Annotated in this window: 26 protein-coding genes and 3 pseudogenes; 16 read left to right on the forward strand and 13 right to left on the reverse strand. The window is 71.2% G+C overall.

The window, feature by feature from the left end:
* Positions 1 to 44 precede the first annotated feature (44 nt).
* Entirely contained in the window at positions 45 to 836 is a 792-nt protein-coding gene (locus tag E2E34_RS11550; RefSeq protein ID WP_138901807.1) for an SDR family NAD(P)-dependent oxidoreductase, read from the reverse strand.
* A gap of 165 nt (positions 837 to 1,001) precedes the next feature.
* Here E2E34_RS11550 and E2E34_RS11555 point away from each other — a divergent pair, with 165 nt between their 5' ends.
* Entirely contained in the window at positions 1,002 to 1,574 is a 573-nt protein-coding gene (locus E2E34_RS11555; protein ID WP_138901808.1) for a TetR/AcrR family transcriptional regulator, read from the forward strand.
* A gap of 168 nt (positions 1,575 to 1,742) precedes the next feature.
* Positions 1,743 to 2,351, forward strand: a complete 609-nt coding sequence (locus E2E34_RS11560) for a GNAT family N-acetyltransferase (RefSeq protein ID WP_208765212.1) — start codon at positions 1,743 to 1,745, stop codon at positions 2,349 to 2,351.
* A 12-nt stretch (positions 2,352 to 2,363) separates the two neighbouring features.
* Here the strand turns inward: E2E34_RS11560 and E2E34_RS11565 are convergent, their stop codons facing one another.
* A complete protein-coding gene (locus E2E34_RS11565; RefSeq protein ID WP_167518269.1) occupies positions 2,364 to 3,962 on the reverse strand; it encodes an FG-GAP repeat domain-containing protein in 1,599 nt (532 codons plus the stop codon).
* Between the two features lie 267 nt (positions 3,963 to 4,229).
* On the opposite strand from E2E34_RS11565, the gene E2E34_RS11570 reads away from it, so the two are divergent.
* Positions 4,230 to 7,232: a trypsin-like peptidase domain-containing protein gene (locus E2E34_RS11570; protein WP_138901811.1), complete on the forward strand. Its 3,003-nt coding sequence runs from the start codon at positions 4,230 to 4,232 to the stop codon at positions 7,230 to 7,232.
* A gap of 16 nt (positions 7,233 to 7,248) precedes the next feature.
* Complete coding sequence (locus tag E2E34_RS11575; RefSeq protein ID WP_138901812.1) at positions 7,249 to 7,857, forward strand: NUDIX hydrolase; 609 nt, start codon at positions 7,249 to 7,251, stop codon at positions 7,855 to 7,857.
* A 12-nt stretch (positions 7,858 to 7,869) separates the two neighbouring features.
* Here E2E34_RS11575 and E2E34_RS11580 read toward each other — a convergent pair whose 3' ends face one another.
* Positions 7,870 to 9,069 (reverse strand): hypothetical protein, encoded by a 1,200-nt coding sequence (locus E2E34_RS11580; RefSeq protein ID WP_138901813.1) that lies wholly within the window; start codon positions 9,067 to 9,069, stop codon positions 7,870 to 7,872.
* A gap of 128 nt (positions 9,070 to 9,197) precedes the next feature.
* Here E2E34_RS11580 and E2E34_RS11585 point away from each other — a divergent pair, with 128 nt between their 5' ends.
* From E2E34_RS11585 to E2E34_RS11610, 6 genes and pseudogenes are all read left to right on the forward strand, one after another.
* The gene (locus tag E2E34_RS11585) at positions 9,198 to 9,545 is read left to right on the forward strand and encodes a CU044_2847 family protein (protein ID WP_138901814.1); all 348 of its coding nucleotides are present in this window, start codon (positions 9,198 to 9,200) and stop codon (positions 9,543 to 9,545) included.
* Between the two features lie 95 nt (positions 9,546 to 9,640).
* Entirely contained in the window at positions 9,641 to 9,874 is a 234-nt protein-coding gene (locus E2E34_RS11590) for a hypothetical protein (RefSeq protein WP_138901815.1), read from the forward strand.
* Positions 9,875 to 10,312: 438 nt separating this feature from the next.
* Positions 10,313 to 11,141, forward strand: a pseudogene (locus E2E34_RS11595) (class I SAM-dependent methyltransferase).
* Positions 11,142 to 11,346: 205 nt separating this feature from the next.
* Positions 11,347 to 11,502 (forward strand): annotated as a pseudogene (locus E2E34_RS11600) (aldo/keto reductase); the annotation flags it as partial.
* 91 nt (positions 11,503 to 11,593) lie between these two features.
* Positions 11,594 to 12,103: a DinB family protein gene (locus tag E2E34_RS11605; RefSeq protein WP_138901816.1), complete on the forward strand. Its 510-nt coding sequence runs from the start codon at positions 11,594 to 11,596 to the stop codon at positions 12,101 to 12,103.
* A 339-nt stretch (positions 12,104 to 12,442) separates the two neighbouring features.
* Complete coding sequence (locus tag E2E34_RS11610) at positions 12,443 to 13,801, forward strand: (2,3-dihydroxybenzoyl)adenylate synthase (protein ID WP_138901817.1); 1,359 nt, start codon at positions 12,443 to 12,445, stop codon at positions 13,799 to 13,801.
* Between the two features lie 107 nt (positions 13,802 to 13,908).
* Here the strand turns inward: E2E34_RS11610 and E2E34_RS11615 are convergent, their stop codons facing one another.
* The 4 genes from E2E34_RS11615 to E2E34_RS11630 form a co-directional block, all read right to left on the reverse strand.
* Complete coding sequence (locus E2E34_RS11615; protein ID WP_138901818.1) at positions 13,909 to 14,646, reverse strand: NIPSNAP family protein; 738 nt, start codon at positions 14,644 to 14,646, stop codon at positions 13,909 to 13,911.
* Positions 14,647 to 14,729: 83 nt separating this feature from the next.
* Entirely contained in the window at positions 14,730 to 15,158 is a 429-nt protein-coding gene (locus E2E34_RS11620) for an Rrf2 family transcriptional regulator (RefSeq protein ID WP_138901819.1), read from the reverse strand.
* Positions 15,159 to 15,378: 220 nt separating this feature from the next.
* A complete protein-coding gene (locus E2E34_RS11625; protein WP_138901820.1) occupies positions 15,379 to 15,681 on the reverse strand; it encodes an antibiotic biosynthesis monooxygenase in 303 nt (100 codons plus the stop codon).
* A 155-nt stretch (positions 15,682 to 15,836) separates the two neighbouring features.
* On the reverse strand, positions 15,837 to 16,220 hold the full coding sequence (locus E2E34_RS11630) for a VOC family protein (protein ID WP_138901821.1): 384 nt from the start codon (positions 16,218 to 16,220) through the stop codon (positions 15,837 to 15,839).
* Between the two features lie 402 nt (positions 16,221 to 16,622).
* Here E2E34_RS11630 and E2E34_RS11635 point away from each other — a divergent pair, with 402 nt between their 5' ends.
* Entirely contained in the window at positions 16,623 to 17,693 is a 1,071-nt protein-coding gene (locus E2E34_RS11635) for a serine hydrolase domain-containing protein (protein ID WP_138901822.1), read from the forward strand.
* 166 nt (positions 17,694 to 17,859) lie between these two features.
* Here E2E34_RS11635 and E2E34_RS11640 read toward each other — a convergent pair whose 3' ends face one another.
* The 5 genes from E2E34_RS11640 to E2E34_RS36380 all read right to left on the reverse strand — a co-directional run bounded on the left by E2E34_RS11640 (position 17,860) and on the right by E2E34_RS36380 (position 21,081).
* The gene (locus E2E34_RS11640; protein WP_138901823.1) at positions 17,860 to 18,729 is read right to left on the reverse strand and encodes an alpha/beta fold hydrolase; all 870 of its coding nucleotides are present in this window, start codon (positions 18,727 to 18,729) and stop codon (positions 17,860 to 17,862) included.
* A 201-nt stretch (positions 18,730 to 18,930) separates the two neighbouring features.
* Positions 18,931 to 19,314: a hypothetical protein gene (locus tag E2E34_RS11645; RefSeq protein WP_244315637.1), complete on the reverse strand. Its 384-nt coding sequence runs from the start codon at positions 19,312 to 19,314 to the stop codon at positions 18,931 to 18,933.
* A gap of 219 nt (positions 19,315 to 19,533) precedes the next feature.
* On the reverse strand, positions 19,534 to 19,926 hold the full coding sequence (locus E2E34_RS11650; RefSeq protein WP_138901824.1) for a VOC family protein: 393 nt from the start codon (positions 19,924 to 19,926) through the stop codon (positions 19,534 to 19,536).
* Positions 19,923 to 20,225 (reverse strand): ArsR/SmtB family transcription factor, encoded by a 303-nt coding sequence (locus E2E34_RS11655; RefSeq protein ID WP_208765213.1) that lies wholly within the window; start codon positions 20,223 to 20,225, stop codon positions 19,923 to 19,925. The genes E2E34_RS11650 and E2E34_RS11655 overlap by 4 nt, the downstream gene beginning before the upstream one ends.
* A 697-nt stretch (positions 20,226 to 20,922) precedes the next feature.
* The gene (locus E2E34_RS36380) at positions 20,923 to 21,081 is read right to left on the reverse strand and encodes a hypothetical protein (RefSeq protein ID WP_244315639.1); all 159 of its coding nucleotides are present in this window, start codon (positions 21,079 to 21,081) and stop codon (positions 20,923 to 20,925) included.
* A gap of 179 nt (positions 21,082 to 21,260) precedes the next feature.
* On the opposite strand from E2E34_RS36380, the gene E2E34_RS11670 reads away from it, so the two are divergent.
* The 5 genes from E2E34_RS11670 to E2E34_RS11690 all read left to right on the forward strand — a co-directional run bounded on the left by E2E34_RS11670 (position 21,261) and on the right by E2E34_RS11690 (position 26,034).
* On the forward strand, positions 21,261 to 21,803 hold the full coding sequence (locus E2E34_RS11670; RefSeq protein WP_138901826.1) for a GNAT family N-acetyltransferase: 543 nt from the start codon (positions 21,261 to 21,263) through the stop codon (positions 21,801 to 21,803).
* Positions 21,804 to 22,338: 535 nt separating this feature from the next.
* On the forward strand, positions 22,339 to 22,887 hold the full coding sequence (locus tag E2E34_RS11675; protein WP_138901827.1) for a DUF1062 domain-containing protein: 549 nt from the start codon (positions 22,339 to 22,341) through the stop codon (positions 22,885 to 22,887).
* Between the two features lie 254 nt (positions 22,888 to 23,141).
* The gene (locus tag E2E34_RS11680; RefSeq protein ID WP_138901828.1) at positions 23,142 to 23,897 is read left to right on the forward strand and encodes a (Fe-S)-binding protein; all 756 of its coding nucleotides are present in this window, start codon (positions 23,142 to 23,144) and stop codon (positions 23,895 to 23,897) included.
* Entirely contained in the window at positions 23,894 to 25,372 is a 1,479-nt protein-coding gene (locus E2E34_RS11685) for a lactate utilization protein B (protein ID WP_138901829.1), read from the forward strand. The genes E2E34_RS11680 and E2E34_RS11685 overlap by 4 nt, the downstream gene beginning before the upstream one ends.
* On the forward strand, positions 25,369 to 26,034 hold the full coding sequence (locus tag E2E34_RS11690; RefSeq protein WP_138901830.1) for a LutC/YkgG family protein: 666 nt from the start codon (positions 25,369 to 25,371) through the stop codon (positions 26,032 to 26,034). The genes E2E34_RS11685 and E2E34_RS11690 overlap by 4 nt, the downstream gene beginning before the upstream one ends.
* Positions 26,035 to 26,109: 75 nt before the next feature.
* Here the strand turns inward: E2E34_RS11690 and E2E34_RS11695 are convergent.
* Positions 26,110 to 26,519 (reverse strand): annotated as a pseudogene (locus tag E2E34_RS11695) (LysR family transcriptional regulator); the annotation flags it as partial.

Consider the following 26,519-nt stretch of genomic DNA (forward strand, 5'->3'; position numbering starts at 1 on the left):
GTCGAGGCCCAGCGCTCTCGCCCGGGGCACCGGACCGCCGGCGCCTAACGGCGTGAGCGCTGGGCCTCGACGATCTGCCGCACGGCGCCGTCGACGTCCGCCCGGGCCTGGACCCGCTCGGCGAATCCGGGGAACTGCCCGGCGATGGCGCTCAGCAACCGCAGTTCCAGCGGTGCCACGTTGACCTCGCAGCGGTCGCGGCGGACGGCGCGTACGACGCCGTCCGCCACCTGGCCGGGTGTGACGGTCCTGATGCCGTTCGGCGTGGCGGCGCCGGAGTCCGCGAACATCCCGGCGTCGCGGACGAATCCGGGCTGGACCAGGGACACCCCCACGCCCGTGCCTCTGAGCTCCTGACGCAGGGCGAGGGCGAATCCGCGCAGCCCGAACTTCGTCGCGTTGTACAGGGAGGTCGACTTGGTCGCCGCCTTGCCGGAGATGGAGCCGACCAGCACGATGTGCCCGCGTCCGCGGGCCACCATGTGCTCCGTGAGGAGCCGGGACAGCAGGACGGGTGCGCGCAGGTTGACGTCGAGGGCGCGGTCGATCTGCTCCTCGGTGTAGTCCACGAGGTCGCCGCTGGCGGGCAGGGCGGCGTTCGCGACGAGGATGTCCGCCTCGGCGCAGGTCTCGGCAAGGCGGACGACGTCGGACCGGACGGCCAGGTCGGCGACCACGGCGCCGGCTCCGCACGCGTTCGCGGTGGCCTTGAGGGCTTGCTCCTGCCGCCCGCTGACCGTGAGGCGGGCTCCTTGCGCGGTCAGGCGGGCGGCCAGTACGGAGCCGATGCCTCCGGTGGCCCCGGTGAGCAGAACGTGCGATCCGGCTATGTCCACGACGACTCCCGTGCGGCGGCGTCCATCCCTTGTTCGTTCGAACGAACAGTAGGTACGGGTCCGCCCCGTGTCCACACCCGCGTCGCCCCCAACTCCCCAGCCGTGGCCGGGAACCGCTCGGCCCCGCCCGGGTGGCCGCGCCGGCCGATGGGGCAGAATGCCGGCATGCCCCATGCTTCCGACACCCGCCAGCGCATCATCGACGCCGTCCTGGGGATCATCGGGCAGGACGGCATCGCCGCCGTCACCAACCGGCGGATCGCCAAGGGGGCCGGTGTCTCCCTCGGTTCCGTCACCTACCACTTCGCCACCCAGCACGAGTTGCTGCGCGAGAGCCTGCTGCACTTCGTGGCCGAGGAGACGCGGCACTTCACGGAGCTCGCCGACGCGTGCACCGACGAACGCTTCGACATCGGGCAGGCGGCCGAGGTGGTGGCGCGGGTGGCGGGCGGCAACGCCTTCGACAGCCGCCACATCGCACCCTTCGAGCTGTACGTCCAGGCCGGCCGTGACGAACGACTGCGTGCCGCCGCGGCGGAGTGCTTCGCCGCCTACGACCTGCTGGCCACCCGGATCCTGACCCAGCTCGGCGTGCCGGATCCCGAGCGCCTGGCCGGCGCGGCCGTGGCGCTGGTCTTCGGGCAGCAGCTGCGCCGCCTGGCGACCGGCGCCCCCGCCGAGGACCTCGTCGACACCCTGCTGGTCCTCGCGAGGTTCACCGAGGCGCAGCGCCCGTAAACCTCGGGGACCGGCCGGTGGAAGCGTCGGCAGCGCAGACCAACGCCGCCTCCACCGGTGCTCTCACGACCCATGTCGCAAATACCGCCAACACGCGCCCCGTTGGCCTCAGGAGTGCAGCGGCCCCCGCCCCGGCGGCGATGATCACAGGGGTGCAGAATGGCGTATATGCCGATAACGAACGCACCGCAGCACGCAACGATCGATGACGCCCCGCTGATCGGCCGGACCTTGGCCCGCGCCTTCGACGACGACCCGATGATGCGCTGGTTCTTCCCCGACGACGCCTCGCGTGCGGCAGGGCTGAACCGCTACTTCGCCACACTCTTCACCCGGCAGTACGCGCACCACAGCGTGTGTGAGCGCACCGAGGCGGCGGCTGCCTTCTGGGTGCCGCCGGAGGCGCGGGCGAAGGCGGTTCCGGACGCGGAGACCATCCAGGAGCTGCTGGACATACTCGGCGACCGAGCCCCCTTGCTGAAGGACGCCGTCGAGACGGCCGCCGCGCACGCACCCGAGGAACCGCACTGGTACCTCGCCGTGATCGGCGCCGACCCGGCGGGCCAGGGCCGGGGTCACGGGGCCGCCCTGCTGCGCTCAGGGCTCGCGAAGGCTGACGCCGCGGGTCTGCCCGCCTACCTGGAATCCTCCAAGCCGTCCAATCTTCCCTTCTACGAGCACTTCGGCTTCACCGTGCAGGACGAGCTGCGTTTGCCGGGGGGCGGGCCGGCGCTGTGGGCGATGCGGCGCGCACCACACCGCCCGGCACGCGCGTAGCTGATGGGGCGGTCACCCTGTGCCCAGGTCCCGCACGGGCACGAACCGCGCCTTCCCGAAGTCCGGGCCGTCGGCTGTTCCGGGGAAGACCCAGTAGCCGTGTTCCTCGCGGGGCTTGAAGAAGCCCCGGTATCCGACGAGGAGTTCGGCGCGGCCGTCGCCGTCGAGGTCGGCGGCGGCGACGTCCCAGCCGAAGTTGTCGGCGTCCGCACTGTGCCGGGGACGGCTGGGCAGATCGAGCCGGTGGCGATCGATGGTGAGCGGAGGCTCGTAACCGCCGTCCGGCCGCGAGAGCAGAACGGTCACGGTGCCCGCGGGCTCGCTGCGGGAGTCCCGGTTCACCAGGTCGTCCCTGCCGTCACCGTTCAGGTCGGCGAGGACGGGCCCTCCGGTGTAGCCGATGGTCCGCAGCGTCCCCGGCGGGTCCTCGCCACCCGCGGCGTAGGGGGCGGGAAGTCGGCTGGTGCGGGCGCCGGGGCCCTGCGGGCCGCCGTGCAGGACCGTGCCGTCGGTCAGGACGATGTCCCCGAATCGGTCGCCGTCCAGTTTCCCGGCGGTGAGCAGGGGCGCGGCCCGGTCGCGGCCGCGGTCCGCCAGGGGCAGAGTCTTCCCCACGCGCGTGGGCAGGGAGGCCACCGCCGGCCCTGCGGGTGTGCCGCGGTAGTAGCGGGTGTCGACGAGGCCGCGGGGCAGGCGGTCCTCGTCGTACGTGTCGGACACGTCCTGATCCTCCGGCGGGATCGGCAGCCCGCCGCGGGTGACCACGTCGTCACGGCCGTCTGCGTCGAAGTCGCCGGTGACGAGGGTGGACACCCCCACGTAACCGCCTTGGGTGGCCTCGACGGCGACGGTCCTGCGGGGTGCGCCGGTGCGGCTGAACGGCCCGTAGAGGACGGTGAGGCAGGCCGAGCCGCGCGGCTGGTGGAAGCCGGCAGGCCGCACCGCACGGCCGTCCCGCAGCCCGACGAGGTCCAGCGCCCCGTCGCCGTCGAAGTCGCCGGCCGCGGGGAACAGCGGGTACGCGGCGGGGAGGCGCACCGCGCGGGGCGTGCCCTGTGCCCGGCCCCAGACGATGCTCTGTCCGGTCCAGGAGCGCTCGCGGTTGTGGAACAGGCTCTGGACGACGAGGTCCGCCAGGCCGTCGCCGTCCAGGTCCCCGGTGAGGTGGGCGGCGCTGTTCCTGACCAGCGGGCGGGTGCTGGTCGCAGGGTCGAGTCCGGGAAGGCTCAGCGAGACGCCGGCCGCCGGGTCGATGCCGCGCGCCGAGCCGGGAACGACGGCGCGGTGGTGCAGCCAGCCGCCGCCCTCCTTCGGGCGGTACCAGGCGTCGAGGTGGAGGTCGGCGAAGCCGTCGCCGTTGAAATCCGTGCGGTTGACCGTCCGTTTCGAGGCCGGCCGGGCGGTGCGCGCCGGGGCGGCGGGTGGTGCGGCGCACACGGCCGGGGTGACGGTCGGCGCCTTGCCGTCCGATGCGACCGGCGGCGTGCGCTGCGGTATGCCCGGGGTGCGGTGGCCGCCGGAGGAACCGGAGAGGTGTACGTGCGTCACTGCGCCGGCGACGGTCAGCGCGAGTGCGACGACGGCGGTGGCGGCGATACGGCGATGGCGCATGCCCCGAGTCTCCGACCGGGCGACCGGCATCACCAGATCTGACATGTTCCGGATCGGCAACGGTGTCCCGGCTGTCCCTGCTCCCCGCCGGCCGGATGGCCCCTGCCGTCGGACTCCGCGAAGGAAGCAACCACGACGACTCCGTCGTGCCAGGACCGACGCCACGAACAGGGCGACGCCGCAACTGCCCCGAGGCACAATGATGTTGGCACGTCACCTGACAGTAGGTCCGTTGTGCGGTGCGCTGGGTGCGCTCGGGGGAGATCGATGACGAACAGTCCGGACAGTGAGCCGGTCGAGCGACTGCGGATTCTGACCGAGCGGCACGTCATGGACATCTGGGCGGACGGCGCCTTCTGCGGGACGGGGTTCCTGGTGGCTCCCGACACCGCCCTCACGTGCGCACACGTGGTGGCAGGGCGGGAACCGGGCAGCCTGACGGCCATGGTCGAGGGACGCCCGGTCGCGATAGACGTCGTACGCCTGATGCCGCAGACCAAGGGCGCCGGAAGCACCTACGGCTTCCCGGACCTCGCCGAAGTGCGGCTCGCCGAGCCGGCACACGACCTCCAGGGCGTATGGCTCGGCAGCGCGGCGCCCACGCAGGCCACGTCGGTGTCCGTCCACGGATTCAGCGGCCATACGTTGGAGCCGGGCATCCAGCCCGACACCCTGAACCTCACGGTGGCCGGTCGCAGCGGACGCTTCGTGCGGCTGCAGTGGGACCAGGTGGTCCGAGGGTTCAGCGGCGGCCCGGTGCTCGACACGACGACCGGTCGTGTGTGCGGAGTGCTCAAAGCGTCGCGGCACGAGAAGGGAATGTCGGGGGGATGGCTGATTCCCGTCGACGCCGTGGAGGAGTGCTCGCCGGGTCTGCTGGAGCGCAACCATGCCGCGCACCGGCCGGGAACGCTCTGGTTCGACACCGCCCGCGACCGCGGGGGACGGCAAGCGGCCCTCTTCGGCCCGGACCCCGGCCCGGTGGCGGGAAACACACCGGCGCAGCTGCTGGCCCGCGGAGCCATGCCGTTCGTCGACCGCCCGGAACTCAGCGAGCTCACGAACTGGTGCTATGCACGCGAGGACCAACTGCTGCGCCTTCTGTACGCACCGGGCGGTTCGGGCAAGACCCGCCTGTCCGCCGAACTGTGCGGCCGGCTGCGGGACATGGGGTGGATCGCCGGGTTCGCGGACCGGGAATCGCTCGGCAACCCCCTGCGCCAACAGCAGTGGCTCGACAACCTCACCGCGGCCCTGGAAGCGGGCTTCCCCTGCCTGGTGGTGTTCGACTACGCCCAGGCACGGCTCGCCGACATCAGCGCCCTGATGGCGCACATCCACCGGCACCGGCCCGACGGCATCACCCTGCGCGTGCTGCTGCTCGCCCGTTCCGAGCAACCGCTGTGGCACGCGCTGCGGGAGGAGTTCGAAGCGCAGTACATCGAGGACTGGGCTCTGCGGGGTGCGAGTTCACTGAGGCTGCCCACCACGCTGGGCGCCAGGGATCCCGGGGCCCTGGTCACCGAGGCGTTCGGCCAGTTCGCGCGCCTGCTGGAATGCCCGTGGGTGCGGATGCCGCCGTCTCTCGCCCTGCGAGCCGGCCGGCAGGACTCGATCCTGGGCATGCTGGCGGCTGCCCTCGATGCCGTACTCACACTGCGCCAGGGCGAGGAGTGGGAGGAGAGCGACGATCCGCTGGCACGGATCTGCCGGCACGAGATCACGGGCTGGTACACGTTGCTGGAGGACCGCCTGGGGAGGGGCGGTGTCCTGGCGGGACGTACCGGACGGCTGATGGCGGAGGGCCTGCTGCTGGTGCCGACCCTGGCCCGGTGGCGGGACCGGAGCGAGCTGACCGCGTTGCTGACGTCCGTACGCGGTGCGGCGTTCCCCGGGCAGCCGCCGGTCAACGCCGCCGCCGTGCGGGGCTGTTTGCGCGCGCTGTACCCGTCGGCGGAGGGTGACCATGTCGCGCCGCTGGAGCCCGACCGCCTGGGCGAGATCCTGGTACGGCGTGTGCTGGCGGAACCCGAGAGCTCCGGAGACGAGGTCGCCTACCTCGGGGCCACCCTGGACGTGACCCCGCTGCGAGAGGAGCGGGCGCGGACCAGATCCCTGCTGGAGACCCTCGACGTACTGGCCCGGGCCCGTGGCTGCACAAGCGTGGGCCGCGTCGCGGACCACCCCGCCCACGCGGTTCTCGACCGGGCGCTCGCCCAGGTCGTACGCGAGCGGCCCCGAGTCCTCGTGCCGGCCCTGGTGACCGTCGCCGCCCGGGTGCCGCACGCGGAGCTCCTGGTGGGCCTGATCGAGCCCGTACTGGAGACGTGCGAGACCGACCTTCTCCTCCTTGTCGAACCACGGCTTCCCGGCTATCCGTCCGGCCTCTCCGCCCTGTCGGCGCTCGTTCTGCGGCGGCTGCTCCAGTCGGCCGATCCGGGGAACGACGACAGCGGTCGGCACGTCCGTCTGCAGCGCCTGCGCAGGTACAGCCTGCGGCTGGAGGAGAGCGGGCACCGCGACGAGGCCGTCCGGGCTGCTGACGAGGCGGTCCTGCTCAGCCGTGATCTCGTCCGCGGGTCCGCGCGGTACAAGGCCGACTACGCCGCGGCGTTGCACAACCTGAGTCTCCTGCGGCACCGGTCCGGAGAGACGGAGCCGGCGTTGGGGCTCAGCGTCGAGGCTGTGTCCCTGTACCGGGAACTGGTGAGCGGCGATCCCGGTACCCGGCACCGCACTCTCATGGACATGGCGGGCGCGCTGAGCCTGCTGGCGTTGCTGCGCCTTGAGGACGCACAGGTCAACGGCGCTGCCCGTGACGCGGCCGAGGGTGTCATGCGGTGCGAGCAGGTGCCCGAAGGTGCTCGCGAGGACGACGTGTACCTCGCCTGCCTGGAAACCCTCGCCGAATGCCGCCACCGTACCGGCAGGCCCCAGGAGGCGCTCGTTTCGAGCTTGCAGGCGGTCGAGCGGCTGGAGGAACTGGTCGGGCTTCGGCCCAGTCGCTACCTCGCCCGGCTGCCGGAGACCCTGCAGCGCCACGGCTTCGGGCTGCTCCGGGCCGATTGCCTGCCTGAGGCCTACAAGGTACTGAGCAGGGCGGCGACCGAGCGGGCGGCGCTGCCGCTGCGAAGCTCGCCGCGCCTGCGTGAACAGCAGGCGCTGGTGCTCCAGGTGCTGCTCCAGCTCAGCGACGAACTCGACGAATTCGCACACGACCGCTCATCATGGCTGCAGATGAAGACTGTGCTGGACGGTCGCACGAGCTGAAAGGAGCCCGGCGCCGATGGACGAAGCGTCTGCTCACGCCGAACCCTCACCCATCCGAAGGCAGCGGGCGGTGGAGGTCTTTCGCAACCGTTTCGGCACGCTGTTCAACGATGAAGTGATCTCCCCGTCGGGCACGGAGGGCCGCTACCTGCGCTGGCAGTGGTCGGGCGGCGGCGTGGTGATCGTCCCGGTGGGGCCGGAGGGCTTCGCCTTCGTTCCCACGTACCGCTACTCGATCGGCGGGGTCTCCCTGGAGTTCCCGCGGGGCGGGTGCGAGGCGGATGAGGACCCGGCCGTGGCAGCCGCGCGGGAACTGCGGGAGGAGACCGGGTTCGACTGCGCCCCCTCCGCGCTGCGGCCGTTGGGGGTCATTCACGCCGATACGGGCCTGATCGAATCGGGCGTGCATGTCTTCGCGGCCGAAGTCGGCTCCACCGGCTCGGCAGGCGCCCGGCCGGTCGCCGAGCCGGAGGCCATGGAGTCGGTCGCCGAGCCGGTCTGGGCCTCGCGCACGGAGGTGGTGAAGTGGCTGCAGAGCGGCAGCGTCACCTGCGGTGTGACGCTGGCCGCGCTGGCGCTCGCCATCGCCGACGGCTCCGGAACCGGTTCCGGGCCGCCGATGTGAGTACGTCCGGGCTCAGCCAGCGTACGCGCCCGTGATGACGCGCTGTTGCATCTGGCGTGTATCGAGTTCGCCGATGTCGGCCGCGCCGTCGGCGGCCGGCACGCTCCGGTCGACGACCCGCAGGTCGAGATAGTCCTCGTCGCCGTTGGCCGTCGGTACGTCGAGGCCGGCGCCGAGAGCGCCGGTCAGTGAGTCCTGGGAGATCCCGAAGCGCATCAGGTTCCGGTTGCCGTTCAGGACCGCCCGTGCGCGTTCGTCGGTGGCGCGGAAGGCCCGTTCGAAGGCCGCCTGCATCCAGGTGCTGAACTCGGTCATGGCTTCCATCAGAAGCGACAGGTCCGGTTCGTTTCCGCGGCGCAGCAGGCCCAGTTGCTGGACGAGGACACCGCGGGAAGGCTGCTCGGTCGCCTCCAGGAACACCTCGACCGGCAACCTGCCCAGCAGGAAGCTGTCGAGGAGGCCGGCGGGCAGCGTGGTGCGCTCCAGGGTCGTGCGCGTCGCGAACGCGGTGGACAGTTCGACACTGCGCGGCGCGGCGGTCCCGGCTCCCAGAACGTGCGGGAGGGCCTGGCGGTACGACTCCCCCGCCGCCCGGTCCACGGCGGCGACGGCGAGCACGACTTCCGTGTTCCCGGACGCCTCGGCGAGGAAGGATTCCTCCCAGTCCTTGATGGCCTTGAAGTACAGCGGCTCCTGCGCCCTCGCGAACTCCAGCGCGGCTTCGAACGTCATGAGGGTCGGCCCCTCGGCGTCCCTTCTCCGCTCCTCCAGCAGCCGGATCACTCCGGCTTTGAAGGCGGCCGACACGGCGTCGAAGCGGTAGGTGAGCGCGTGCTCCCGCGTCATGCCGTCCATCAGTTCCGCGTACGCGGCCCCGGGCGCGTGCTCGACCTGCCGCGTCTCCTGAGCCTCGCGCACGGCCGCCAGCGTCTGCCCGTCCCGGCACGCCACCCGGATGCGGCCACTGCTCAGGAGCGGCTCGAGATCCGACCGGACAGTCTGGCCGCCGGCCTCGTCAGAGGACACCAGGGCACGAAGGAGCGGGGTGTTGAGCGCCTGCGAGTCGCCGATGAGCAGCGTGTCGGACAGCGCGGCGTGGAAGAGCACGCGCGCCCGCAGGTCCTCGGCGTTCGCGAGAGGGGACTGGCGATGAATCTCGACGTCGGAGAGGTACACCTTCTCCGACGACGACTGGGCACGTTGGTCGATCATGACCACTCCCCCTCTGTGATCGTGTGATGATTATAGGTGACCGGTCGTCGGGCGTCCCGGAAACCGGGCATCTCTTGGATCAGTGAGCCGAGCAAGGGGGACTTGTGTCCGATGCGGTCCAGGCAGTCATGCCGAACGGAACCTCTATCTGGGTACGCGTCAACGACGATGACGAGGGCCCGCGGGACACCGGCTTCGGGGACAGCGTGTCACGGCAGCTCGGTGATCTCCCCACGACCTTGGAGACCGTCACCCAGAGTGTCAGGTCCGGGCTGCGGCGGGCCGCGCCGGACGAGGTGACGCTGGAGTTCGGCATCGAGATCGCCGTCAAGAGCGGCAAGTTGGTGAGCGTCGTGACGGAGGCCGGCGGCAAGGCCACCCTGAAAGTCACCGCCACCTGGCGCACAGGGGAGCCCGAAGTGGACATCGTGGCGCAAGCACCGGGCGAGACGCCCGAAGAAGGCTCCGACGCGTAGCACCGCACGCTTCTGTCGCTGACGCCGCATGTCCGGCCGAGTCGACTTCTCCTCCAGGGGCCTGTCAGGGCCGTCCGCTGGGTATGCATGCGCGCATGGCTGATGTCGTGGACGCAGATGAGCTGTTGCGGCGCGTTCGCCGCGCACGGGACTGGGCAGCGCGGGAGGAACAGCACTGGCGCGGCGAGTCGGACAGAGCGCAGGCGAGTGGGGCTCACCAGCCGCCGCTCGAGGCTGCGATGCTGCACTCCGCGTACGAGGCGGTCCGCAAGGTCCTCGACGAAGTGGTGGACCCGGGAGCGAACGACTCTGCCCACAAGGACAGCTGACACGCGGTGTCGTACACCACGCCGAGCTGTGCGGGCAGTGGGGTCACGAGCTGAGGCGTCGACGTTGCCCATCGGGCGATGACCGGGCGGGAGGCCGCGCTCCAGGAGCGGACGGGCGGTCGGGCGCACCTGGTGGCCCGACCGGCACGCGCGGTCCGACAGCCCGGGCGACTCCGGGCGGTGGCCACCGACACGACATGCGGTGGTACGTCGTGTGCCGCGCCCCCTGCCCCCGCCGCGCACCCGTGCCTCGATCGGCTCAGGCGCGGCGCGCCTCGGGCGTGCGGGCGGCCGCCGGTGGAGGATCGGTGGGTGGCGGCCCCCGGGGCGGGCCGCCCGGCACCGCCCCACTGCGGGAAGAGGTCCGGCGATGAAACGGTTCGACCAGACGGTGTTCGGCAGGCTCGTCGACACCCGCCGCGTCAGGGGCGCGGCGACGTGAGCGGCGCTTCGCGCGGCGACGCGCCCGGCGCGGGCCGGTACGGCGAGGCCGTCTTCCGCCCCGAACAGGCGGGCGAGGGCGAGCGCATCGACTTCGGCGCGCTCGCCTACGACGACATCACCATGGCACGGCTGCGGGCACTCGGGGTCGGCCCGGGGTGGCGCTGCCTCGACGTGGGCGCCGGCACGGGCACGGTCTCCTGCCGGCTGCTGGAGGAGGCCGGGGTGGCCGGCGTCCTCGCCGTGGACCGCGACGCGCGTTTCCTCAGCGAGCGGCCCGCGCCAGGGCTCGACGTGCTGGAGGCCGACATCACCGCCCCGGACTTCGCCCCCGGCCGGTTCGGGCTCGTCCACGCGCGCTTCGTACTGATGCACCTGCCCGAGCACGACCGCATGATCAGCGCGCTGGCCGAGCTGGTCGCGCCCGGCGGTGTGCTGGTGCTCAGCGACGCGGTCGACCTGACGAGCGACCGGACGCCCGAGACGCCGTACACCGCGACGATGCGGGCGATGTGGCGCGGACTGCGGGCCACCATCGGTACCGACGTCTCCTGGGTGCCGTCGTACCCGCACCTGTTGCGCGGGGCGGGGCTTGAGTCCGTCGCCGCCGAGATCCACGTACCGCCGCTGCTGCCGGGCAGCCCCATCAGCCGCTTCCTGGGCGGACACGTGGGAGCGCGGCCGGGCAGCGATGCTCGCCACCGGCCTGGTCGACGACGCGGCCGTGGACGCGGCGGTGCGGTACCTCGACTCCGACGAGTGCGCCGCGCTGTCGGCCGGCATGCTCACCGCATGGGGCCGCAAACCCGCTGAGGCGCCGCGCTGACCCACCCCGACCGCGCTGTCGAACGGCCCCTGGGCGCGGCGGGCCCCGGCCGTCCGCCTCCGTGACGGCCCACGCGAACACCCGCTGCTCGTCCACCTCCACCGCAGGAGAAACGGTCCGCCGCTCCCCCAGCGGCGGATGATGGTTGCAGCCCTCGAAGCGCGTACCCACCAGCGGCCGGTCGGCGCCGTCGAGCCACGTGACCCGGATCGCGTGGACCCTGCACCGCGGCCGGCACGTCCTGGCGATCCCCGGCACCGGAGACTGCGGCCACCTGGTGGACAACGTGGCCGCCGGCGGTCTGCGACTGTCCGAGGACGAGCTGACCGTCCTGGAAGCCGCGCACCGTCGTGCTTCCTGAGCACCGCTCGGGGCGGTTGCCCGACTCGTACGGAAAGCCGTCGAAGCGCAACTGCCGGACCGAGGTACAGACCGGATGAGGGGCATCACAAGTGACCAGTGACGATCGTGTGGGGCCTCCCCGTTTCGGTGACGAACGGGAGATGCTGCGGGCCTACCTCGACTACCATCGCGCGACCCTCGCCATGAAGTGCGAAGGGCTTACCGACGAGGAGTTGCGGCAGCGGTCGATGCCGCCCTCCACTCTTTCGCTGCTCGGCCTGGTGCGCCACATGGCGGAAGTGGAACGGGCATGGTTCCGGCGGGTGTTCGAGGAGAACGACGCTCCCATGGTCTGGTCCGACAGGATCGACTTCCAGGCGGCGTACGACGCAAGCACCTCGACCAGGGGCGAAGCGTTCGCAGCCTGGGAGGCCGAGGTGGAGAACTCGCGCCGCATCGAGCGGGAGGCCGAGTCCCTGGACCGGGCCGGGCGCCAGCCACGGTGGGGCGAGGAGGTCTCGCTGCGGATGGTGATGCTGCACGTGCTCCTGGAGTACGGCCGCCACAACGGGCACGCCGACTTTCTGCGGCAAGGGGTCGACGGAACCGTGGGGGCCTGAGCCGGAGACCTGCCGCGAACCATGCACTGGTGGGCCCGTCCAACTGCCTGGCGGCGATTGGTTTCCTCCTGGTCAGCGGCGCTCATTGGCCTTTCTGCCGAGAGCAGTCGGCGTCCGCTGTTCGGAAAGCACATTGCGGACAGGAGTGATGCCCCATTGGATGGGCCGGGTCGAGACGGCAGGGGTTGCTCCCCCGCGTCGAGAAGGGGGCCGTATGGGTTCGCACTGCTCCATTGACCTGGATCAGCACCGGCCGGCCCGGCTGTCGGCGGGTGCCCGGGTCCTCTTGGAGGCTGTCGTCGTGCGGGATCTGCCCGCGACGCGGACAGAAGGAAGCGCATGACACCCCTGCTCGACGGCTGTACGCCGTGGCCCGAGGAGTTCGTCGATCGCTACTGGGCGGCCGGGCACTGGCGTGGCACTACGCTGGACAACCTGTTGCGCGGCTGGGCCCTGCAGTACGGACCGCGGACCGCCCTCGTGCACGGCGGCACCCGCATCACGTACGCGAACCTGAACCGGCGTGTGGACCGCATGGCCGCCGGGTTCCGACTGCTCGGACTGCGGCCCCGGCAACGGGTCGTCGTCCAGTTGCCGAACGTTCCCGAGTTCGTCATCACCGTATTCGCGCTGATGCGCGCCGGCGTGGTTCCCGTCCTCTGCCAAGTCTCCGACCGCACGGCTGAGGTCGCGCACCTCGTGCGGTGCACCCAGGCCGTCGGTTACGTCGGCCCCTCGACGTACCAGGGCTTCGACCACATGGCGATGGCCGCCGACGTCGCGGCCCGAGGGCCCTTCCTGCGGCGGGTGTTCACCCTGGAGGCGCCGGGCGCCGCGTCTCCGTACGGCGGCCTGACGACCGACCCTTCCGGCTGCCACTACTTCCCGCTGAGTTCCGTCGACGCCCCGCCCCGGTCCGCGCTTGCCCAGAGCGCCGACCAGGTGGCGTTCTTCCTGCCCTCCGACGGTGCCACCACGCCGCCCCACCTCGTTCCGCGCACGCACAACGACTACGCCTACCAGGCGCGAGCCGCCGCCGAACTGGTGTCGCTCACCGACAACGACGTGTATCTCGCCGTGCTGCCGGCCGGGTCCGACTTCACCTTCGGCTGCCCGGGCATCGTTGGCACGCTCTCCGTCGGAGGAACCGTCGTCCTGGTCGAGAACCCGGAACCTGCCGCATGCCTTCCGGTCATCGCACGCGAGCGGGTCACCCTCACGTCGGTGACGCCCGCCGTCGCCGAGCTCTGGCTCGACGGAGCGGCCACGTTGGACGCCGACTTGAGCAGCCTGCGTCTCCTGCAGATCGGCGGCGCTCCCCTGCCCCGGTCGACCGCCGAACGGGCAGGAATCGAACTGGGCTGCCGCCTGCAGCAGGTCTTCGGCATGGCTGACGGATTGCTCACTCTCACCCGGCCCGCCGATCCGGACGAGACCGTCCTCACCACGCAGGGCCGCCCGCTCTCGCCCGACGACGAGCTACGCGTGGTCGACGCCGACGGGCAGGACGTGCCCGAGGGGCACGCCGGCGAAGTCCTCACCCGGGGCCCGTACACACCACGCGGGTACTACCGGGCGCCTGATCACAACGCACGCGCCTTCACCACCGACGGGTACCTCCGGACCGGCGTCCTCGCGCGGCGCACGCCGGACGGCAACCTGGTGGTGACCGGCCGGCCCGAGCCCGCGGCGGACTGACCCCACGTCACTCCTCGTCAGAGAAGTGGCCGAGGTGTTCGTCCCATACGTGGCCGCCGTCAGCCCAGGCAGCCCATATGTGCGGTACGCGGTCGCCCCCCTCGAACTCACCGCAGCAGCGACCGCTCCGTGGGCGCCAGCCGTAGCCGCTGCGGGGTCCTGGCCCACCGGTCCGAGAGCGCCGGCAGCACCTCCTCGCGCCAGCGTTGTGAACGCTGCAACCGATTCAGGTGATCGTCGATGTGGCCTTCGTCGGTGAAACGCGCGAACCACACGAAGACCTCCTCGTTCTTCCGCACCGGCAGCGCCGGGAAGGTGTTCGTGGCGTGCTCCGACTGTAGGTAGGCCAGTGGCTCGCCGCCAGTCTCCGCCAGGAGGGGCCGCACCCGCCGTTCGAAGAACTCGACGAACGCGGTGTCGAAGGGGCCGTGGCCGTACCAGATCGTGGCGAGGAACAGCGACGGCGGCATAACCGCCGGCTCGCCAGGCGCCTGCCGGGGACCGGTCGGCGGTGGGAACCCGCCGCCCGCCGAGGCGGGCCGCAGCAGCAGTACGTCGTCGGAGTCGACCATCGTCGCGTTCGCCTGGTCGCGGTGCGCGTGCCAGACGGGCCCGCCGTAGAAGATCCCCAGTCCCTCGGCGCGGCTCGTCATGTCGTCGAAGCCGCGGAGCCAGACGAACCGGTCGGGATCGTCCAGGTCGCGGAACTGTCCCAGGACCGTCATGCCGACTGCTTCCTGGGGCTCGACGAACTCGCGGTCGAACAAGTCGATCAGTACGTCTCTCTGTCCTGGGTGCAGCGTGTACTGCCGCAGCTCGACGACCGGACACCGTGGAACTTCCATCAGTCCTACTCCCGATTCAGTCACTGGAACAATGTTTGTTACAACAGAGGGTGTGGCGAGCGCCCTACCCCCCGGCCCGTCGGCTACTTCAGCAGCGTCTCGCGGAGCACATCGGCGATCGACGTGCCGGCCAGCTCCTGTCGCATGACCTGCTCGACGCGGCTGTAGACGTCGCTCAGCGCGGGCCGGATGCCTCGGCCGACCGGACACTCCGGATTGGGCTCGGTGTGGTGCAGGCCGAACGGGGGCTGCGCGCCCACAGCGTCGTACACCTCAAGCAGGGTGATCCCCTCCGGGCTCCGCGCGAGACTCCAGCCGGCCCCAGCGCCGTGGCGGACCTCCACCAGGCCCGCTCGGCGCAGGTCGCCCAGGCTGCGCCGGATGATCACGGGGTTGGTGTTGACGCTGGCCGCGACCTGATCCGAAGTGAGAACCTCCTGGCCACGGCGTTGCGCCAACGCCAGCCATGCCAGCACGTGCGTCGCGATGGTCAATCGGCTGTTCGCCGCCATCACTTCCCCCTCGCCGCAACAACTTCTGTTACAGCGTACCGGCTGGCGGGGGCGGGCGTGCGGGCCATCAGCTGTCCCGTACGCCGAGCACGCCGAGAGTGGACTTCCGGGGGCGGAGGTGCCTCGGTCATCGTCTTCCACAAGGCGAGCGCGGAAGGCACCGGAAGCGGCGGCAGCCCTTGAGTGGGTGGCGCCGACAACCGGCGCCCCGGCAGCTCGACTAGCTCAGCGACGCAACCGTGAAGTGCCGCACCCGAAGTGGCGCAGCGAGGTACTCGTCCTCGCCCGGGAGTACCACGGGCTCGTCACGCCAGCGCTCGCCGGCGTAGTCGACCAGGTCCTGCTCGCCGCGCCAGCGACTCACGTACAGCAGCGAGTCAGGCGGCGCGAGCAGCACCTCGTGGTCCAGCAGCCCTGGGTAGAGGCTGGGAAACTCGCGTACCGCAGAGACGATCATGTCGCGGAACGCCTCGAACCGTCCAGGACGTATGCGTGCCTCACTCACCCTGATGATCACGGTCATCAGGGTGTCACGCGCCCAGAGGCGACGCCAGCCTCGTGCCGCATGCGCTGGTGACACCGCACCGCCGCGGCCAACGACTGGCGCGTGACCATCATGCGGAGCTCAACGCGTGGCCGTAACCACCTCTTGTACGGGACCGGTCAGGCGCGTCACCGTCAGGAGTTCATGGCGGCCCGGTCGGACTCGCTCCGCAGAACGCAGAATTCGTTGCCTTCGGGATCAGCGAGGATGGCCCAGCCTGAACCATCAGGATTCCGGTGATCGGCGACAAAGGCAGCCCCGAGGCCCAGCAGGCGGTCCACCTCCTGATCCCGCGAGGTCTCGGGACGCAGACACAGATGAATCCGGTTCTTGACGGTCTTGGCCTCGGGCACCTGGTTGAAATACAGCACGGGGCCCTCCGCGAGCAGTACCTGCGTCTCCCCATCACCCGGTCTGACGTCAGGATGCATCGGACGGCCCGTCACACTGCTCCAGAACCGGGCCAGCTCGTAGGCATTCGCACAGTCGATCGCCACATTCTGCACTACCGAAACCATGCGCCCCAGCCTTCCTGACTTCCGCTCCCGACGCCACCGAGCTGCGCTCTTGTTCCCGCACACAGCTCAGGCCCCCAGTAACGCTTCAGGCCCCTGGCTCGCGGACGCCCCTCTGTCGCGTGAGGCTCCCACTCTCCTCCCCGGATCCCACCATTCCCCCATTCGCCATCGGTCGGGCCCGAGCACCGGGGGGTTGACCCCACCTGGAGCCGGGCGGGTAGCAGGATCGTCCCGGGCGGTCGCATCCCAGATGCTGGGCCCGGCACAACCGCTGGATTCCCCACGACTCGGCAGGAGTGGCTCGTGCGTGAGCAGGCATGGCAGAGGTTGCGTTCTTCCGGGCGGCGTCGGGGCGGTCCGCGCGGAGTTGTGCAGGTCGCGGCCGCGGGGGCCGTGGGCCTCATGACCATGGGTGCCCTGGCGCCGCCGGCGGCGTCCAGTGCCGCCGGGCCGGACACCGTCCAGCAGGGCCTGAGCGCGCTGGTGCGCTCCGATGGCCTGCCCGCTGCCCTGGCCGGCGTCCAGGACCGTGAGGGCCGCACCCGTACCTACACCGCCGGGGTGGGCGACCTGGCCACCGGGGCGAAGGTTCCCCGGGACGGCCAGGTGCGGATCGGCAGCAACACCAAGACGTTCACGGCGGTGGTCGTACTGCAACTGGTCGGCGAAGGGAGGATCGACCTCGCCGCGAAGGCCGACACCTACCTGCCGGGCCTCGTCCGGGGAGAGGGGATCGACGGCCGCCGCATCACCGTCCGTCAGCTGCTCCAGCACACCAGCGGGCTGCCCGACTACGAGAAGGACGTCGAGGACGACGTCCTTGGGCGCCGGTACTTCGAACCGCGCGACCTCCTGGACATCGCTCTGCGGCACAAGGCCGACTTCGCCCCCGGCACGAAGTGGAAGTACAGCAACACGAACTACGTGCTGGCGGGCCTGATCGTCCAGAAAGTCACCGGCCGGCCGCTCGCCGAGGAGATCGACCGGCGCGTCGTCAAGCGCGTCGGGCTGCGCCACACCTACTTCCCCACCGCCGGTGACGTGACCATCCGAGAGCCTCACCCCAAGGGCTACCACAGGGACGCGGCAGACGCGCCTCTGCGCGACGTGACGGAAATCGATCCCTCCGCGGCCTGGGCGGCGGGCCAGATGATCTCCACCAACTCCGACCTCAATCGATTCTTCACCGCTCTCCTGGCCGGCCGCCTCCTCCCGCCCGCGCAGCTCACCGAGATGCGCACCACCGTCCCTCTCGGCAAGACCGGCGCCGGCTACGGACTCGGGCTCATGAGCAGGCCGCTGTCGTGCGGCGGTGCCTACTGGGGCCACGGCGGTGACATCGCGGGATACGAGACCCGGGGTGGAGCCACCGACGACGGCCGCGCCGCCAGTGCGGCGGTGACCAGCATCCCGACCGACGGGGAAACCACGAAGCATCTGGAGAGTGTCGTGGACACGGCCCTGTGCCGCTGACCACGTCGTCCCCGGGAACCTCCGTCCGGAAGTACCGGCCGTTGAGGCAGAGGGAAGCTCTCGCCCTGCACGTCGGCCAACAGCCGGCCGGTCGTCCTCGTACCGTGGAAGCCTGCTGACGGGCGGCGGTCCGCATTCCGGGCCGGGCCGCCGTAGCGCCGTCACTTCAGCGCACGCTCCGCAGGAAGTTCCGTACCAGGGCGGCGATCTCCTCACCGTGCGTCTCCAGTGCGAAGTGTCCGGCGTCGAGCAGATGGATCCGCGCGTCGGGCAGGTCCCTGGCGAACGCCTCGGCTCCGGCCGGGCCGAAGATCTCATCGCCCCGCCCCCAGGCGACGAGCGTGGGCGGCCTGTGGGTGCGGAAGTACTCCTGGAAGGCCGGGTAGCCGGCGAGGTTGAACTGGTAGTCCCAGAACAGCTGAAGCTGGATCTCCCTGTTGCCGGGCCGGTCGAGTCCCGCCTGGTCCAACGTCCACGTCTCGGGAGCGATCCGGTCGAGCCGGTCCACCGGTACGCCGTGCTCGTACTGCCACTTGGTCGCTGCGGCGGTGAGCAGCTCGCGCACCGCGGGCTCGTGCGTCGCGCGGTCCTCGGCGTGCGCGAACAGCACGTCCCAGAAGGGAGTGAAACCCTCCACGTAGGCGTTGCCGCTCTGGGTGATGAGCGCGGTGACGCGCTGGGGGTGGCGGCTCGCGATGCGCAGCCCGATGGGTGCTCCGTAGTCGTGCAGGTACAGCGCGAACCTCTCCAGCCCGAGCTTGTCGAGCAGCGCCAGCGTCACCTCGGTCAACTTCTCGAAGCTGTACGTGAACGCACCCACGTCGGGGGCGGCGGAGCGTCCGAAGCCGATGTGGTCGGGGGCGATCAGGTGGAACTCGTCGGCGAGGTCGGCGATCAGTCCCCGGTACATGTGCGAGCTGGACGGGAAGCCGTGGAGCAGTACGAGCGTGGGTCGGGAAGGGTCCCCCGCCTCGCGGTAGAAGACGTCCAAGCCGTCGACGGTGAGGGTGTGGTGGCGCGTACCGAACACAGACACAGCTACTCCCGGGCAGCGTGATGACCGCGGGAGAACGATCGTTCTCCCCGTACGGGGTTACGGTACGAGAACGGTGGTTCTCTCCGCAAGGGGCACGGGATGGAGCACCACGGGAATCGGCCGCGGTCGTGGTCCGCAGACGCGGGCAGGTTTCGGCTCGGCCCGCTACAGCTCAAGGCCGCCCGGAAGCCGGGCGGGGCCTCAAAGCCGCGTGCGGCGGATCCTCAGCCGCCCTAATCCCATGGTCCCGGCGATCCGGATCCTCGGTCCGCCGGCGCGGGAATGCCGCCGGGTCTTGTAGCGCGCGCCTTTCCACCCGGTATGCAGACCTTCGACATCGAGGATCGCATCGCGAGGCACCGTGATCTCGGGCCTGCCGGCGCCAAGTCGCAACTCGATGGCGGCCGCCGGATGTCCGACGACCGCCCGGGAAAGATCAAAGCCCGCGTTCTCCGCCGAGAGCGGGGCCAGGGGCGACACGAGCTCGGTGCGCGCAGCGCGGTCGTCCCCGCTGATCACTGACGGCGGGTCTTCCGGCAGAGAGACCACGGTCTCGCCCCAGTGCCGTACCGACCACGCACGCACGTCAAGGACCGTAATAAGCGCGGCAGTTCACACCGGGAAGGGCTGACCTCAAGGACCTGAGTCGGCCACCCCGCCGCGAGGGACGGGGGCCGACGGTGTGCGTGTCCGGTGGTGTGACCACCCGAGTAGCGGCCGTGACAGCGGCACCGGGCGTCCCGAGGGGGCGTGGGCGCGGACGCGATCGGCGCCGCGCCCGACCTGCGTACGCCGGGGAGCTGCCTACTGCGGCTGGGTCGCGATCTGGATCAGGTTGCCGCAGGTGTCGTCGAAGACGGCGGTGGTGACGGGCCCCATCTCCAGGGGCTCCTGGGTGAAGCGGACGCCGAGGCCGCGCATGCGCTCGTACTCCGCCCTCACGTCGTCGACGGCGAACTGAGCGAGCGGGATGCCGTCCTCGACGAGCGCGTCCCGATAGGTCTTGACGGCCGGGTGGCCTGCGGGCTCGAGGAGGAGTTCGGTGCCTTCGGGCTCGTCGGGCGAGACGACGGTCAGCCACCTGTCCTTTTCGCCGACCGGGACGTCGTACTTCTTCACGAAGCCGAGGATCTCGATGTAGAAGTGCTCGGCCTTGGCCTGGTCGTCGACGAAGACACTGGTCAGATGAATCTTCATGGGGCGCTCTTCTCCGGTCCGGATGGGTCGGGCACGAGCCAACGCTCGGCGATCTGCCGCAGCGGTGTCGTGTTCAGGTCGTGGAACTTGTAGCGGCCCTCCCGCCTGGTCTCGACGAGCCCGGCGGCCTCCAGCACGGCGAGGTGCTGGGAGACCGCCTGGCGCGAGATGCCGAGCTGATGCTTCATGCTCAGTCGGGAGCAGATCTCGAACAGCGTCTGCCCGGACTTCTCCGCGAGCTCGTCGAGGATGGTCCGGCGGGTGGGGTCGGCCAAAGCTTTGAACAGGTCGTCGGCCACGACTCCACCATAGGCAAGCATCCACTTGCCTATCAAGTCGGAAGGCGTAGCGTCCCTGATTCTGCCCACCGTCCAGGCCCCTCCGCGAGCGCACACGCCTGCGCACCCAGCCGGTTCACCGCAGCGGAGAAACTGCTTGCTGGCGGCGCAGAGGGATCGTCCGCTCGACGTGTGACAGCTTCATCGGACTGCGTACGGCGTAGAGCCCGACGATCATGCCGTCGTCGACGCGCACACCGCCAGGACGGTGCCGATCTCGCTGTTGAGCCGGAGAATCAGCACCGCACAGCCCTTGCGCTTGAGCGCTTCTCGGGGCTCGGCCGGAGAGACGCCCCCGCCCGGTCGACGCGCGGCGACGTGCGCCCGCGCCCGGTGGGCGAGCGCTCCTTGCCCGTACGGGGCCGTGTACAGGGGCCCTGCAGCTCCTACCCCCAGCCGCTGTCCTCCCCCGTGGCCCGCGTCGGGCGCCCCGAATCCGTCAGGGCCCGTTGCAGCGGGCGGGCATCCAGGCCCCGGCCGAACGGGGTGAAGGTGTTCGCCGGCAGCCGCCTCACCCCACCGCCTCCCCGGCCGGCGGGGGCGACGGCAGACCGAAGGCGGCCGCTGTCGCACGCACGAGGCGATCGTGGTCGTCGTAGTGGTGGTCGGTAGCAGTCGTGTCCGTCCTCGTCCGCCAGAGCGCAGTACGCATCCGGTCTCAGGTCCACCCGCCGGCCGCCCCCGTCTCCAGTGGCCGACGCCGCAACCCGCCGAGCCCTTCGGCGACTGCCTCGTCGGTCAGCCCGCGGACGAAGACCAGATTCACCTCATGGCCCGGATGCGACTTGCCGAGCCGACTGTCGATCCAACGTTTCATGCCGGCACCCCAGGTGCTCCACTGACAGTCGGGCCAGGGTCCACCACCGCGACCGCGAGCCTGCGCGCCGGGCGTTCGAGCAGGACCTCGGCGACTTGGCCGCGTCACCCCTGGGGCGGGGCCCGTGCGGTCGCGATATCGGTTTGCCGTCCGTGAACCCGGTCGGGTAGGAAGTGCGCATGCTAAGGGGCAGCAAGGTGGGGCTCAGGGCCCGGCACGAGGACGACATCCCGGTACTTCGGGCCGAGCTCTACGACGATGTGGTGAACTCCGCGCGGTCCGAAGGCCGGCCGTGGCGGCCGATGACGCCCGGATCGGAGGACTCGCGGCTCGTGGTGGACGACAGGGAGCAGGGCCACGTCCCGTTCTCCGTTGTCGAGCTGGACGGCGGCACGCTGGTCGGCACGGCGGTGCTGTCGAACATCGACAACCACAACCGATCCGCGCACATCGGCCTTGGACTGCTGCCGGCGTCTCGCGGCAAGGGGTACGGCACCGACGTGGTCGCCGTGCTGTGCCAGTACGGTTTCGTCGTGCGCGGCTTGCAGCGGCTGCAGATCGAGACGCTGTCGGACAACGCCGCGATGCTGCGCTCCGCCGAGCGCAACGGCTTCGTCCGCGAGGGCGTGCTGCGCTCGTCGGCCTGGGTGATGGGCGAGTTCCTCGACGAGGTGCTGCTCGGGCTCCTGGTGCGGGACTGGAAGCCGGGCGCGAAGGGCTAGGCGGCCTGTCGTCCGGATCGTGCTGAGAGGGCGCGGTCCTCTGCCCGCGACGATCGCTCGAAGCCGCTGGTCATGGCGAGCCTGTTCGCCACTTACCTGTCTCGCGCCCGCCGAGCGCGCCGCCCGAGCGCGCAAGAAGCCGCCGTGCCTGCCGCCGGGCAGAGGGCCCAACGCCCCCGGCAGATCCCCGAGCCGAAGCACCAGCGTGCCAACCGCGGCGCACCGCCGGACCGTTGCCCCGAGGTGCGACCAGCGGCCCCGCCCTCCGCGGCGCCGCCGCCGTCGCCCTTGCCACGATCCGGCGGCCCGCTTCGTCGACGATCCGCCGGACAGAACCTCGCGGTGAGGCCGCTCGAAAACCAGTGGAACGGCGCCGCTGTGTGCCGTTACCGTGCTGCCGAACCAAGTCGTCTAGGCAAGGACGTGCCGTTGTACACCGTGTGAGTCCTCCCGAGTGCTGATTCGTCGCGCGTCGCGCATGTGCGCCGCGCTGCTTTTTGCTGCGGACTTCTCACACTGAAACCGGTGTACTTCTGTGCTCACCAACTGGGTGGTCGTGCCCACCTGCCTGCCGATCGTTCTCCGCCGTTGCCACGCGTGCGCTGCCGAGCGCTTCCGGGCAAGCGGTAAATTCCGCGTCAACGCGAACCACAAGCTCCTCGACGCCTGGCTCCTTGTGCTCTGTACCGGGTGCGGGGAAACCGCGAAACTCACCGTCCTGGAGCGGGTGCATGTGCGCTCCGTACAACCCGAGCTGCTGGACCGACTGCACGGCAACGACCTGGTCCTGACGGCCGAGTTGCTCCAGGATCCGGTCGTGCGGCGCCGTAACCGCATCGCGCTCGACTGGGACAACGCCTGGCGTCTCGACACCGGCGGATCGGATCATGTGGAACGCGAGGTGATCGACGTCTCGGTCCGCTTCACGGCGCGGATCCCCGTCCGGCCGGTGCGACTGATCGCTGAAGGGTGCGGTCTGTCGCGGGCCGAGGTCGAGAGGCTGGTCACGGAGGGCAGAGTCGTTTCGGCGGTCCGGCTCAGCGGCAAGCTCTCGGGCGACTTCACTTTCACGCTCAAGCGCTGAGCCTCCCGGGACCGGGGCCTGTCCGGCGAGATCCGCCGGACAGGCCCCCATGGGCGTGCGGAGACGGCGACTTCATGGAACGCCGCGGCGGCCCGCCAGGCGTGCGGCGGGCGTGGCCGGCGGGCGACTCGCCGGCGTGTGGGTGCCGGTGCGCGCCGCCGCGGCCGTCGCGGTACTACGATCCGGCGGACGGGCGTACGGCGCCGGGCGAGGCCCGGACCGTATCGGCACCGGCACAGGAGGGAGGCCGTGACGTGCGCGTAGCTCTTTTCATCACGTGCGTGAACGACGCGCTTTTCCCGCGCACCGGACAAGCCGTGGTGCGGCTGCTGGAGCGGCTGGGTGTGGAGGTGGAGTTCCCGCGGGCGCAGTCCTGTTGCGGGCAGCCGCAGTACAACACCGGTTACCGCCACGAGACGGAGCCGCTGGTACGGCGCTTCGACGCCGCCTTCGCCGACTACGAGTACGTCGTCACGCCGTCCGGTTCCTGCGCCGCGATGGTCCGGGACAACTACCCGCGCATCGGTGCGAAGGCGGCCGCCGAGGGGCGCGGCCAGGCGTTGGCCGAGGCCGCGGCGCGGGCCGTGCCGAAGACGTACGAGCTGACGGAGTTCCTGGTCGACGTCCTCGGGGTGACCGATGTCGGTGCCTGGTTCCCGTACGCCGTCACCTACCACCCGACCTGTCACGGACTGCGCGTGCTGGGGCTGGGAGAGCGGCCGCGCGCACTGCTGGAGCGGGTCAGGGGGCTGGAGCTGGTCGACCTGCCCGGCGCGCGGGAGTGCTGCGGTTTCGGCGGCACCTTCGCCGTGAAGAACGCCGCGGTGTCGGCGGCCATGGGCGCGGACAAGGCGCGCGACATCGAGTCCACGGGCGCAGCGGCGGTGTGCACGGTCGACAACTCCTGTCTCCTGCACATCGGCGGCACGCTCGCCAGGAGGGGGTCCTCGGTGCGGCCCGTGCACCTCGCGGAGATCCTCGCGGCGACCGAGGAGGAGCCCTACGCATGAGCGGTACGAGCGGTACGTATCTCGGGATGCCGGCGTTCCCAGTGGCGGCGCGGGACGCCGTGCGCGACGAGACGCTGCGCGGGAATCTGCGCCACGCCACGCACACCATCCGCGAGAAGCGCGCGAAGGCCGTGGCGGAGCTGGACGACTGGGAGCGGTTGCGTGCGGCCGGCAGGGACGTGAAGGAGCGGACGCTGCGCCATCTCGACCACTACCTCGTCCAGCTGGAGGAGGCGGTCACGGCGGCGGGCGGCACCGTGCACTGGGCCGCGGACGCCGGGGAGGCGAACCGGATCGTGACCGGGCTGGTGCAGCGGACCGGCCAGAGCGAAGTGGTCAAGGTCAAGTCGATGGCCACGCAGGAGATCGGGCTCAACGAGGCACTGGAGGCCGCGGGCGTCCGCGCGTACGAGACCGACCTCGCGGAGCTCATCGTGCAGCTCGGCGACGACCGGCCGTCGCACATCCTGGTGCCCGCCATCCACCGCAACCGGGGCGAGATCCGCGACATCTTCGTCGAGCGGATGGGGAGCTGGGGCAGGGCCGCCCCGGCCGGCCTCGGCGACGATCCGGCCGAACTGGCCGAGGCGGCCCGCGTCCATCTGCGGGAGAAGTTCCTGCGGGCCAAGGTCGGGATCTCCGGCGCCAACTTCATGGTGGCGGAGACCGGCACGCTCGTCGTGGTCGAGTCCGAGGGCAACGGCCGGATGTGCCTGACCCTCCCCGAGACTCTGATCTCCGTCGTGGGCATCGAGAAGGTCGTGCCGACCTGGCAGGACCTCGAAGTGTTCCTGCAGACCCTCCCGCGCTCCTCGACGGCGGAGCGCATGAACCCGTACACGAGCATGTGGACGGGTACGACGGACAGCGACGGGCCGCGCACCTTCCACCTGGTGCTGCTCGACAACGGCCGCACCGACACGCTCGCGGACGAGGTGGGGCGCCGGGCGCTGCGCTGCATCCGCTGTTCGGCCTGCCTGAACGTGTGCCCGGTGTACGAGCGGGCGGGCGGCCACGCGTACGGCTCGGTCTACCCGGGGCCCATCGGCGCGATCCTCAGCCCGCAGTTGCGCGGCACCGGGAGCGAGGTCGACGCGTCACTGCCGTACGCGTCCTCGCTGTGCGGGGCCTGCTACGACGTGTGTCCCGTCGCCATCGACATCCCGGAGGTGCTGGTGCACTTGCGGGAGCGGGTGGTGCAGGGCGGCGAGGTGACCAGGAACGGGGAGCGGGTCACCATCAAGCCCGCGAAGGGGCACCGGGGCGAGCGGGCGGTGATGCGCGCGGCGCGGTGGGCACTGGACCACCCGGGGGCGCTGCGGGCCGGCCAGCGGCTGGCGTCCCGTACCCGCCGCGTCCATCCGAAGCGGCTGCCGGGGCCGGGGCGAGCGTGGAGCGACACGCGCGCGCTGCCGGAGGTGCCCGAGGAGTCGTTCAGGGACTGGTGGCAGCGCACGCGGGGAGGCGATCGGTGAGCGGCGGCAGGGAACGGGTGCTGGCGCGGGTGCGCCGGGCGCTGGCGGATGTGCCGCGCGACGAGCGGCCGCGGGACGTCCGGGTGGAGCGCGGCTACCGGCGCGTCCACGGCGACCGGACGACCGTGCAGACGGTCGACCTGCTCGCGGAGAACCTGGCGGACTACCGGGCGCTCGTGCACCGGGTGGACGCCTCAGGGCTGCCCCGGCTGCTGAAGCGGCTGCTGGCCGCACACGGCTCGCGGTCGGTGCTCGTACCGCCGGGGCTCCCGCCCGGGTGGCTGGCCGCCACCGACCCGGCCCTGGCCCTGGTGCCCGACCGGGAGGCGGACACGGCGTACGAACTCGACACCGTGGACAGCGTGGTGACGGGCTGCGCGGTCGCGATCGCCGAGACCGGCACGATCGTCCTGGACGGCGGCCCCGACCAGGGCAGGCGTCGGATCACCCTGGTGCCCGACCACCACCTCTGCGTCGTACGGGTGCCGGAGCAGGTCGTCGGGTCCGTCCCGCAGGCGCTCGGAAGGCTGGTCCCCGGGCGGCCGCAGACGTGGATCTCCGGTCCTTCGGCCACCAGCGACATCGAGCTGAACCGGGTCGAGGGCGTGCACGGCCCGCGCACGCTCGAAGTGATCCTGGTCGACGGCGGAACCGACGTCTGACGTGGGCTGTCGCCGGGGAGGCGTGCGAGGTGGCGCCCCAGCCCGGCGGCAGGTCCCGAGGAATCCGCGCCGGCGTCAGGAGGGTGAGCGGGCCCAGGCCGGTGTCCACATGTCGTCCGGCGGCGTCGGTCGCGCCTGGACGAGATGTCCGCGCAGCGCCGCGAGGACCGGGTGGGGGTCGGCCGTCCGGTACAGGAACGAGTGCGGGTAGACCGGTGTGGGTCCTTCGACCGGGATCCGCCGCAGGTCGTGGGCCGCCGGCCACACCCACCTGTCCCGGCTGCCGACGAGTGTGGCCAGTGCGGCGGAGTCGGCGATCGCGTCCATCAGTGCTTCGGTCCCGAAGTCCGGTCCGACCGCGTCGACGCGCAGGCCGAAGGTGTCGGTCAGCTCGTCGTAGTAGGCGGCCCACTCGGTGCCCGGTTTGATGCCCGGGATCCAGATCCGGTGACCGGCCAGGTCCGCGGGGGTCAGGGTGCGGGCGG

The sequence above is a fragment of the Streptomyces albidochromogenes genome (assembly GCF_005981925.1).
GTDB lineage: Bacteria > Actinomycetota > Actinomycetes > Streptomycetales > Streptomycetaceae > Streptomyces > Streptomyces albidochromogenes.